This is a genomic window from Tabrizicola sp. (assembly GCF_031377265.1).
Classification (GTDB): Bacteria; Pseudomonadota; Alphaproteobacteria; order Rhodobacterales; family Rhodobacteraceae; genus JAUYQR01.
In genome coordinates this window covers 1-10,789 of record NZ_JANMET010000178.1, presented here as the reverse complement: position 1 = coordinate 10,789, position 10,789 = coordinate 1, and the positions used below count along the sequence as shown (strand labels likewise).

The window sequence follows — 10,789 nt, the reverse complement described above, 5'->3', positions numbered from 1 at the left end:
AGCCGCCGCCCTGCGCGAATTGTGGGAAGAAACCGGCGTCACCGCCGATCTGGTGGACCCGGTGGCCAAAATCCACGGCAGGGTCACCTATGATCAGCCGCCCGATCTGTTGGGCAAGGTCTGGGGTGGCACGTATCGCGGCCAACGGCAGAAATGGTTCCTGTTCCGCTTCCTCGGGCAGGACAGCGACATCAAGATCGCCAGCGACCACCCGGAATTCTCAGCCTGGCGCTGGATCGCTGCGGATCAGATGCTGGCCGAGATTGTCCCCTTCAAACGCGCGGTCTACGACGAAGTGGTGCGCAGTTTTCGCGCCTATCTGGCCTGATCCCCAATTCGCGTGCCCCGTTCCGCCCATCCGCCGACGATTGCATCCTTCCTTTCCCGCACCCAGGCCGGAAATCCTGCTTGAGCGAATGCAGTCGGGTATGCTCTGTTCGCTCCTGTGACGCTCCCGATGCGGGCAGCAGCAGGCAGGGAGCACGCAATTGAATCTTACCCAGTTGGCCGACAAGAACCTCACCGACAAGGGCAACCGTCGGCAGGGCCATCGCTATACTTTGCTGTATGAGTTCTTTCTTCACCCGTACCGAAACCAGCCCGTTTCGCTTTTGGAAATGGGGCTGCAGATCGGCGGTCCCGAGATGAAGAAGTCTGCTGATCGGCAGACAACCAGAATGCCGTCGGTTCAGACTTGGCTCGAATACTTCTCCAACGTTCACGTCACCGGCTTGGACGTTTCGGATTTCTCTTGGTTCATCGATCCGCGCTTCACGTTCGTGCGGTGTGACATGAATGAGCGCAAGAACATCAGGACTACGGCAGAAAACATGTTTCGCCGCTTTGACGTGATCATTGATGACGCGTCTCATGCGTCATTGCATCAGCAGCATGGCTTTCTGGAGTTTTGGCCGTTGCTGAAACCCGGCGGGATCTATGTCATCGAAGACCTGATGTGGCAGCCCCCCGCCTATGAAACGGCTGGCGAGACGAAGACACGCGATCTCTTTAGATCCTACATGGAAACCGGGGAATTCACCCACAGAAGCAAATCGCTGCAAGAAGAGTTTCAGGCGCTGAGGGCAGAGTTCGGCTTTGTGCATCTGTTCAACGACCAGTATCGCAAAGACACGAAGGAAGCGATTCTCGTCGTTCAAAAGCTGCCCTGAGACAGGGCAAAAGGGGCGGGCAACCAGATTGCGCCCGCCCCGAAAACCCTTGCCAAATCCTTAACCTGCGCCCACAACCCCTTGATATCAAAGGGGGGGGGCCTGTCCACGCGTGGACAGGCCTCAGCGCAGCCGCATCCCGTCCTGCGCGAAATACATCGCATCCTTCGCATCGTACCCGATCGCGATCATGTCCCCCGGCTTTACCCCGACCTGATCGTGGCTCTCGATGATCAGCTTTTCTCCCGACGGCGCGGTGGCATGGACGAAACTGACCCCGCCCAGCTTTTCCGTCATCTCGACCCGATGGGTCTGCCCCGCCTCGATCCGCAGGTGCTGTGGCCGCAGGCCGACGCTGACCTCGGACCCCGCACCCGTCAGCGCCACGCCGGTCGCCACCGATCCGACCAACCCCTTGGCCGCAACCGACCCCGGCCCTTCCACCACGCCCGCGACAAAGTTCATCGCCGGGCTGCCGATAAAGCCCGCGACGAACTTGTTGTCGGGGTCATTGTACAAGTCCAGCGGCGCGCCCACCTGCTCCACCCGTCCCTTGCGCAGCACCACGATCTTGTCGGCCAGCGTCATCGCTTCGACCTGATCATGGGTCACATAGATCATCGTGGCGCCGATCTCGCGGTGCAGGCGGGCAATTTCCACCCGCATCTCCACCCGCAGCTCGGCATCAAGGTTGGACAGGGGTTCGTCGAACAGAAACACCTCCGGCCCGCGCACGATCGCACGGCCGATTGCCACCCGCTGCCGCTGGCCGCCCGACAGGGCCTTGGGCTTGCGCGCCAGATAGTCGTCCAGCTTCAGGATGCGGCTGGCTTCGGTGACCTTGCGTTCAATCTCGGCTTTCGGATGCCCGGTCATCTTCAGGCCGAACCCCATGTTCTCGGCCACCGTCATATGCGGGTAAAGCGCGTAGGTCTGGAACACCATCGCCACGCCGCGTTCCGAAGGGTCCGCCTTGGTCACGTCGCGCGATCCGATGCGGATCGACCCGGCTGTGGTTTCCTCCAGCCCGGCCACCATCCGCAGCAAGGTGGATTTACCACATCCCGACGGCCCAACAAAGACGCAGAACTCGCCGTCCTTGACCTCCAGATTGACGCCGTGGATGACCTGCACATCGCCATAGCGTTTGACAACATTGTTGAGTGTGACGCCCGTCATGATGTTTCCTCCCCTTATCCCTGTTCCGGAAAGCGCCAGCTCTCCGCTGCGGCCGAAATCCGCGCCGCGATGTCCTTGATCAACCCGGCCCGCGCCTCCAACGCGGGCAAAGTTGTCTGTGCTGTCGTCGATGTCACCGACAGTGCCCCGATGACCCGCCCCGTACGGCTGAGAATCGGCACTGCACAGCAGATGATTCCCCGCTCGTGTTCCTCGCGGTCAAAGGCGTGGCCGCGTTGGCGGATCGCCTGCAGTTCGGCCCGCAGCTTGGCGGGGGTATCCAGCGTCTGATCGGTGTGACGGTGGAACGACTGGCGCGCCAGTGCCGCCTCCAACGCCTCTTCCGGCAGGAACGCCAGCATCGCCTTTCCCACCCCGGTGCAATAGGCGGGGCCGACCTTTCCGGCCTGCGCGAACATCTCTACCGGGCGGGCCGCGTTGCGTTTGTCGACATACAGAACCTGCCCCAGATCCATCTGTGCCAGATGGATCGTCTCGCCAGTTTCTTTCGCCAATTCATCCAGATAGGGCCGCGCAATCGGTGCCAGCGACGATTGCGCCCAGGCGGCATGGGCCAACCGGACCAGCCGCACGCCCAAGGCATAGGTGCCCCGATCGGGGTCATAGGCCAGCATTCCCTGATGCGTCAGGGTCTGCAAAAATCGGTACAACGTGGCTTTCGGGAACGGCCCTTGCGACAACAGTTCGCTGAACCGGACAGGTTGCCCATGGCCAGCGACCATGTCCAGAACATCCAGTGCCTTGCCGACTGTTCCGTCCGCGTGCCCTTCGGCGCCCATGGTCCATCCTGATAAGGTCTGCAGTTGACAGCCCTAAGGATAGCGGACATAGTTTTCAATATTCAAGACAAAGTTTCACATAATGGAACCAAAAGGGAGGAAACCATGGTCCATAAGAAAACGGGCGCGCTAGCCTTGATGGCGGCGTTGCTCATGTCCGGCTCTGCTTATGCCGAACAGCGCGTGCTGAAGTATAACGCAGACTACGATCCAATTCCGCTGGCCGCAATGGAAGCACTGATCGCCGATTTCGAGGCTGCGAACCCCGATGTCGACGTTCAGCTGAACAACTTCGACCACGAAGGCTACAAGACCGCCATCCGCAACTTCCTGACAGCCGACTCGCCTGACCTGGCGAACTGGTATGCCGGCAACCGCATGGCCCCCTTCGTCGCTGCCGGTCAGTTCATGGATGTCACCGACGTCTGGGAAGCCAATGGCCTGAACGAAGCGCTTGGTTCCGCCGCCGCTTCGATGACGATCGATGGCAAGAAATGGGGCGTTCCCTACACCTACTATCAGTGGGGCATCTACTTCAACAAAGACGCCTACACGGCAGCCGGCGTTGACGTTCCCGGCCCAGAGGGCGTGGATTGGGCGACCTTCGTGTCCAACTGCGAAAAGTTCAAGGCGGCTGGCATCGACTGCCTGACCACCGGTACTTCCGCCCTGTGGCCTGGCGCTGGCATCTTCGACTACATGTCGCTGCGCACCAACGGCTACGAATGGCACATGGATCTGACCGCCGGCAAAATCGCCTGGACCGATGACTCCGTGCGCAAGGTCTTTGCCGAATGGGCAAAGGTTCAGCCCTACATCACCGCAAACCATGCTGCCATCGACTGGCAGGATGCCGCAGCACTGCTGGTTCAGGGCAAAGCTGCAAACTACGTGATGGGCAACTTTGCCGTTGGCGTCTTCAAAGAAGGCGGCATGACCAACGACAACCTCGGCTTCATGGCGTTCCCGGAAATCACCCCCGGAATTCCGCGCGCCGAAGATGCACCAACCGACACCATCCACATCCCGGCTGGTGCCAAGAACGTTGACGACGCCAAGCTGTTCCTTGCCTTCGTGGCATCGGCTGACGCGCAGACCAAGCTGAACGCCGCCATCGGCCAGCTGCCGACGAACAAGAACTCGACCGTTGCGGCCGACGACCCGTTCATCTCGGCAGGCTTCAAGATGCTGTCGGAAGCCTATGCTCTGGCGCAGTTCTTCGACCGTGACGCGCCTGCCGAAATGGCAAAGGCCGGCATGGAAGGCTTCCAGCAGTTCATGGTCCAGCCGGACCAGCTGGACGCGATCCTGGAGCGGCTCGAGCAGGTTCGCCTGCAAGTCTACAAGTAAGCCTCCCAGCGGGCATCCCTTCGGGGGTGCCCGTTACACTGACGCCCTGAAGACATCGCTGGTACACCGGCCTGGCTTCAGGGCTTTTCTTCCCCTTCGCCCCCAAGCCCGAGGTTCCCGATGTCCACCTATTGGAAAGCGAACCAGCGTCGACTTGCCCCCTGGTTGTTCCTGGCGCCGGGCCTTCTGATGTTCGCAGTCTATGTGATCATCCCGATCTTCCAGTCGATCTGGATCAGCTTTTATGACTGGGATGGCCTGGGCGAAGCAAAGTGGATCGGCACCGCGAACTATGTCGAACTGACCACTGACCCGAACATGGTCACCTCATTCAAGAACAACCTGATCTGGCTGGCGCTATACATGCTGGCTGTGCCGGCAGGGTTGTTCATCGCGATCTTCCTGAACCAGACAGTGCGCGGCATCCGGCTGTACAAGTCCTTGTTCTTCTTTCCCTTCGTGATCAGTCAGGTCGTCGTCGGCCTGATCTTCTCATGGTTCTACGCGCCGAACTTCGGCCTTTTGTACAATGTCATCGAATGGGCCACCGGTCAGGGCGTGGCCATCCTCGCTGACCCTGACCTTGTCACCTACGGCATCATCGCGGCGGGCCTCTGGCCGCAGATTGCCTATGTGATGATCCTGTATCTGACCGGCCTGAACAACGTGGCGCCGGACCAGATCGAGGCGGCGCGGCTCGATGGGGCCAAGGGCTGGCGCATGCTGTGGTACGTCATCATCCCGCAGCTGCGTCCCGCCACCTTCATCGCGGTGGTGGTCACCGTGATCGGCGCGCTGCGCAGCTTTGACCTCGTGTCAATCATGACCAACGGCGGGCCGTTTGGGTCGTCGCGGGTGCTCAGCTATTACATGTACGAAAAAGCGCTCAGCGAATACGGCTACCGGATGGGCTATGGTGCGGCCATCGCCGTGGTTCTGTTCGCCATCATGATGGTTTTCATCTCGGGCTTCATCTGGAAGATGTGGCGCGACGAGAACGACCGATAGGAAGGCCACAGCATGTTCCCCAGACCCATCCAGCAAACGTCGCAGACCTCGCAGTGGCTCTATACCATCGCCTTGCCGGTGGCGCTGTTCCTGTGGCTATTCCCGCTGATCGGGGTGGCGGTGACGTCGCTGCGCCCGGCCTCCGACCTCGCGCAAGGCAACTACTTCGGCATGCCCTCCTACATCGCGTTCGAGAATTACGCCGATGTGTTCCGCAACACGCCCATGGCGCGTTACATCCTGAATTCGTTCGTTGTCACCATTCCGACCGTGATCGGCGCGGTCACGCTCAGTCTGATGACCGGCTTTGCGCTGGCGGTCTACAAGTTCCGGTCGAACCTGATCCTGTTCTTCCTGTTCGTCGCGGGCAACTTCGTGCCCTTCCAGATCCTGATGGTTCCGGTGCGGGATCTCACGCTTGATCTTGGCATGTACAACACATGGTATGGCCTCGCGCTGTTCCACATCGCGTTCCAGACCGGCTTTTGCACCCTGTTCATGCGCAACTTCATCAAGGCCCTGCCGTTCGAACTGATCGAGGCCGCGCGGGTCGAGGGCGTCGCCGAATGGCGGATCTTCTGGTACATCGTGCTGCCGCTGATGCGCCCGGCGATTGCAGCGCTTTCCGTGCTGATCTTTACCTTCATCTGGAACGACTTCTTCTGGGCCACGGTGCTGACCAGCAGCCCGGAAACCCAGCCGATCACCGCTGGCCTGTCTTCCCTGAACGGCCAATGGGTCGCGGCGTGGCATCTGGTGTCGGCAGGCTCGATCCTGGCAGCTTTGCCGCCAGTGGCGATGTTCTTCCTGATGCAGAAACACTTCATTGCGGGCCTGACGCTCGGCGCGGTGAAGTAACATGCACTGGCGCATTGATGCCGGGGGCCAGACCTTGGCCCTCGCCACCTCAGGCGGACTCCCCGAGGTGATCTATTGGGGCGCGACGCTGCCCGCGACCGAAGACCTCTCCCACCTCGCCGCCGCCACCCGGAACGATCTGACCGGCGGGATGCTGGACAAGCTGCCATCGCTGTCGCTGTCGCCCGAACCGGGCCGCGCGTTTCAAGGCCAGCCGGGGCATCTGTTGGCCGAGGCGGACGGCACCCCGCTGCACCCCAACTTTCAATTCGACCGCGCCGAAGACACCCCCGGCCAACTGACGCTGCACAGCCGCGCGGGGGGGCTGACCCTGTCCCACCGCATCACCGCGCACAAGACGGGCGTGCTGGCCCTGCAAACCACCCTCACCGCCGACCGCCCCATTCGCGTTCTCTGGCTGGCCGCCCCGGTGCTGCCTGCCCCGCAGACCGGCCAGATGATCGACGTGCACGGCAAATGGACCCGCGAGTTTCACCTCAACCACGTCCAGTGGACCCCCGGCGTCCGCCTGCGCGAGGCACGCACCGGGCGCTCGGGTCAGGAACACCCGCCCTATCTGATCCTGGCCGATGACGGCTGCACCAACACCCAAGGCACCGCCCTTGCCCTGCATTACGCCTGGTCCGGCGGGCACCGGATGGTGGCTGAAGAATTGCCGGACGGGCGTCGCCAGATTCAGTTCGGCGCGCCGATGGGTGCCGAAACGCAGCCCGGCACCCGGTTTGATACCGCCGAGCTGATCGCCGTCGCCTCCTCCACCGGCCTCAACGGCATCGCCGCCGCCTTCCAGCGCGATATCCGCGACCGTGTGGTGCAGTGGCCAGATCCCGCCCGCCCCCGCCCCGTGCATTACAATTGCTGGGAGGCCGTCTATTTCCGCCACTCCCTGACCGAGCTGTCCGAAATCGCCACCCGCGCGGCCGCCCTTGGGGCAGAGCGTTTCGTGCTGGATGACGGCTGGTTCGGCAAACGTGACGACGACACCACTTCGCTTGGTGACTGGACCATTGACCGCGCCAAATGGCCCGACGGCCTGCACCCGCTTATCGCGCATATCCATTCCCTTGGCATGACCTTCGGCCTGTGGTTCGAGCCGGAAATGGTGAACCCCGACAGTGATCTTTTCCGCGCCCACCCAGACTGGATGCTCGGCCCCCGCGACCAGACCACCGGTCGGCATCAGATGGTGCTGGACCTCGCCCTGCCCGAAGTCCGCAACAACCTGTTCCAACAGGTTTCGGCGATCCTGACCGAATACCCCATCGACTACATCAAATGGGATCACAACCGCCTGCTGCCGGTGGCCGATACCGCGCAGACCCATGGTATCTATGACCTTATCGCGCGCCTGCGTGCGGCACATCCCAGCGTCGAAATCGAAAGCTGCGCCTCGGGCGGTGGTCGGATTGATGCGGGCATCCTTGCCCATACCCACCGCGTCTGGCTGTCTGACAGCAACGACGCGCTGGAACGCCTGCGCATGCAGCACGATGCAGCCCTGTTCCTGCCCTCGGCGATCACCGGCAGCCACGTCGGCCCGCGCCATTGCCACACCTCCGGGCGAAACCTGTCGATGGCTTTCCGCGCCTGGGTTGCCGCCCAGCGCCACATGGGCTTCGAGATGGACCTGCGCGAGCTGACCGAGGCGGAATCCGCGACCCTGAAGGCCGTCACCACCTGGTGGAAGGCCAACCGCGATTGGACGATGGCGGGCACCATCCTCCGCCTTGATGCCGCCGACCCCGCTGTCACCGCCGAACTGCAGATCGCGGCAAACGGCAGCCGTTTCGTGCTGTTCGCCGGCCAGTCGCAGACCAGCGCGCAAATCCTGCCACGCCCGCTGCGCCTGACCGGGCTTGACCCCGACACCCGCTACACCGTCACCCTGCTCAATCCTGAAGACGCCGCCAAACAATCCCGCGGCCCCAATGCGCTCAAATCCGGCGCACTTACGCTCAGCGGGCGGGCATTGATGACTGCTGGCCTCTTGCTGCCAGTCGCCTGGCCCGGCACGATGTGGGTGGTCGAAGGAAGGAAAGCCGATGTCTGACCCGATCTCACCGGCCCCGATCTTCCCGGATCTGAAAGGCCAGTCCGTGTTCATCACCGGCGGCGGCTCGGGCATCGGCGCTGCCCTGACCGAGGCATTCCTGCGCCAAGGCTGCAAGGTGGCCTTCTGCCAACGCTCCGACGCCACCGCGTTTTGTGACACGATGGAACAGGCCACCGGCAACCGCCCGCTGTTCCTGCCCTGCGACATCACCCTGGTCGATCAACTGCAACTGACCCTGTCCACCGCCGCGCGGGTGCATGGGCCGATCACCGTGCTGGTGAACAATGCCGCCAACGATCAGCGTCACAACACGTTGACCGTGGATGAAAGCTTCTGGGATTGGTCGATGGCGATCAACCTGAAAGCCTATTTCTTCGCCTGCCAGGCGGTGATCCCCGGCATGACGGCGGCAGGTGGCGGGTCGATCATCAACTTTACCTCGATCAGCTACATGATGCCCGATGTAGGCTATGCCGCCTACATCACCGCCAATTCCGGCATCAACGGCATGACCCGCACCCTGTCGCGCGAATTTGGCAAGCACCGCGTTCGTGTCAACGCCTTGGCCCCCGGCTGGGTGCTGACCGAAAAGCAGAAACAGCTTTGGGCCACGCCCGAGGCGCTGGCCGCCCATCTGGCCAAACAGTCGCTGAACGAAGCGCTGGCCCCCGAAGACATCACCGGCGGGGTGCTGTTTCTGGCCTCAAGCGCATCACGGATGATGACAGGACAGGCAATGGTAATTGATGGCGGGATGGTGGTGACAGGATGAAACCCAGCTGGATCGCCGTTGACTGGGGCACCTCCAACCTCCGCGCATGGGCGATGGGGCCGGATGGCGTGGTCCTCGACCATGCCGAATCCGCCGATGGCATGGGCAAACTTACCCACGACGGGTTTGAACCGGCCCTGCTTGGCCTGATTACCCCGTGGCTTGGCGCCGGCACCACCACCGTCATCGCCTGCGGCATGGTTGGCTCGCGGCAAGGCTGGCATGAGGCGCCTTATCGCACAGTGCCCTGCACCCCGCTTGACGCCAGCGGCCTGATCACCGCGCCCACCGCCGACCCGCGCCTGCATGTCCTGCTTGCCCCCGGTCTGCGCCAGCTTGCCCCGGCCGATGTGATGCGCGGCGAAGAAACCCAGATCGCCGGTGCTCTGGCACTGACCCCCGGCTTTGACGGCGTCCTTTGCCTGCCCGGCACCCATTCCAAATGGGCGCATGTCTCGGCGGGCGAGGTGGTCAGCTTTCAGACCTTCATGACCGGCGAGATGTTCGCGCTTTTGTCCGAACACTCAGTGCTGCGCCACGGCATGCAAGGCAGCGGCTGGGATGATGCCGCCTTTGACGAGGCGCTGTCCGACACCCTGTCGCGCCCCGAAAAGATCGCCGCCCGGCTGTTTTCGTTGCGTGCCGAGGGGCTGATCGCGGGCCTTTCGCCTGCCTCCGCCCGGTCGCGTCTGTCGGGCCTGTTGATCGGCATCGAACTTGCCGGGGCCAAGCCCTATTGGCTGGGCCAACCCATCGCGCTGATCGGTGCCGAAAAACTCGCCGCTGCCTACGCCCGCGCGCTCAAGGCGCAGGGGGCCGATGCGCACATCCTCAATGCCACCGATTGCACCCTCGCGGGCCTCGCCACCCTTGCCCGCCAACCCGAGGCTACCCGATGATCCACCGCAACCTCATCGCCATCCTGCGCGGCATCACCCCTCCCGAGGCGCTGTCTGTGGCCCATGCCCTGATCGCTGCCGGGATCACCCGGATCGAGGTGCCGCTGAACTCGCCCGACGCGCTCACCTCCATCGCCGCCATGGCCCGTGATCTGGGGCCGGGCGTGGAAATCGGCGCAGGAACCGTCCTTACCGTTGACGACGTGGCGCAAGTGCAGGCCGCCGGGGGCACGCTCATCGTCTCTCCCAATTGCGACCCCGAGGTGATTGCCGCCACCCGCGCGCGCGGCATGGCCTCGTGGCCCGGCGTGATGACCCCGACCGAATGCTTTGCCGCCATCAAGGCCGGGGCGACCGGTCTGAAGATCTTCCCCGCCTCGCTCGTCGGTCCGGACGGGCTGAAGGCGATCCGCGCCGTTCTGCCCCGCGGCCTTGCGGTTTATGCCGTCGGCGGCGCTGGCCCGGGCAACTTCGCCCAATGGGTGCATGCCGGGGCCTCGGGCTTTGGCATCGGCACCGCGCTTTACACCCCCGGCCTTGCGCCAGCCGACATCGCCCTGCGCGCCGCCGGCATTGTCGCCGCCCATGACGCCGCCTTTGCATGATCTTCGACGACCGCCCCTGCACCCTTGGCGAAGGCCCGCTCTGGCATCCGCTGCGCGCCCAGCTCTACTGGTTCG

At 63.0% G+C, this 10,789-nt stretch carries 11 protein-coding genes; 9 read left to right on the top strand and 2 right to left on the bottom strand.

From position 1 onward, the window contains the following. Both RMO18_RS10450 and RMO18_RS10445 read left to right on the top strand, forming a co-directional pair. A partial coding sequence (locus RMO18_RS10450; RefSeq protein WP_309665759.1) for an RNA pyrophosphohydrolase occupies positions 1–328 on the top strand: 328 nt, incomplete at its 5' end. 175 nt (positions 329–503) lie between these two features. Then, entirely contained in the window at positions 504–1,169 is a 666-nt protein-coding gene (locus RMO18_RS10445; protein WP_309665757.1) for a class I SAM-dependent methyltransferase, read from the top strand. Positions 1,170–1,292: 123 nt separating this feature from the next. On the opposite strand, the gene RMO18_RS10440 is transcribed toward RMO18_RS10445, so the two are convergent. After that, positions 1,293–2,348 carry a sn-glycerol-3-phosphate ABC transporter ATP-binding protein UgpC gene (locus tag RMO18_RS10440; protein WP_309665755.1) on the bottom strand — a complete coding sequence of 352 codons (1,056 nt, stop codon included), beginning with the start codon at positions 2,346–2,348 and terminating at the stop codon, positions 1,293–1,295. 14 nt (positions 2,349–2,362) lie between these two features. Further along, the gene (locus RMO18_RS10435; protein WP_309665753.1) at positions 2,363–3,148 is read right to left on the bottom strand and encodes an IclR family transcriptional regulator; all 786 of its coding nucleotides are present in this window, start codon (positions 3,146–3,148) and stop codon (positions 2,363–2,365) included. A gap of 105 nt (positions 3,149–3,253) precedes the next feature. Here RMO18_RS10435 and RMO18_RS10430 point away from each other — a divergent pair, with 105 nt between their 5' ends. The 7 genes from RMO18_RS10430 to RMO18_RS10400 all read left to right on the top strand — a co-directional run bounded on the left by RMO18_RS10430 (position 3,254) and on the right by RMO18_RS10400 (position 10,714). Further along, positions 3,254–4,498 (top strand): extracellular solute-binding protein, encoded by a 1,245-nt coding sequence (locus tag RMO18_RS10430; protein WP_309665752.1) that lies wholly within the window; start codon positions 3,254–3,256, stop codon positions 4,496–4,498. Between the two features lie 120 nt (positions 4,499–4,618). Then, the gene (locus RMO18_RS10425; RefSeq protein WP_309665750.1) at positions 4,619–5,506 is read left to right on the top strand and encodes a sugar ABC transporter permease; all 888 of its coding nucleotides are present in this window, start codon (positions 4,619–4,621) and stop codon (positions 5,504–5,506) included. A 12-nt stretch (positions 5,507–5,518) separates the two neighbouring features. Continuing rightward, positions 5,519–6,364, top strand: coding sequence for a carbohydrate ABC transporter permease (locus tag RMO18_RS10420; protein WP_309665749.1), 846 nt, complete (start codon positions 5,519–5,521; stop codon positions 6,362–6,364). Between the two features lies 1 nt (position 6,365). Then, entirely contained in the window at positions 6,366–8,435 is a 2,070-nt protein-coding gene (locus RMO18_RS10415; RefSeq protein WP_309665747.1) for an alpha-galactosidase, read from the top strand. Further along, entirely contained in the window at positions 8,428–9,210 is a 783-nt protein-coding gene (locus RMO18_RS10410; RefSeq protein WP_309665745.1) for an SDR family oxidoreductase, read from the top strand. The genes RMO18_RS10415 and RMO18_RS10410 overlap by 8 nt, the downstream gene beginning before the upstream one ends. Beyond that, positions 9,207–10,109: a 2-dehydro-3-deoxygalactonokinase gene (locus tag RMO18_RS10405; protein ID WP_309665744.1), complete on the top strand. Its 903-nt coding sequence runs from the start codon at positions 9,207–9,209 to the stop codon at positions 10,107–10,109. The genes RMO18_RS10410 and RMO18_RS10405 overlap by 4 nt, the downstream gene beginning before the upstream one ends. After that, positions 10,109–10,714: a 2-dehydro-3-deoxy-6-phosphogalactonate aldolase gene (locus RMO18_RS10400; RefSeq protein ID WP_309665761.1), complete on the top strand. Its 606-nt coding sequence runs from the start codon at positions 10,109–10,111 to the stop codon at positions 10,712–10,714. Before RMO18_RS10405 ends, RMO18_RS10400 begins: the two co-directional genes overlap by 1 nt. Positions 10,715–10,789 lie beyond the last annotated feature (75 nt).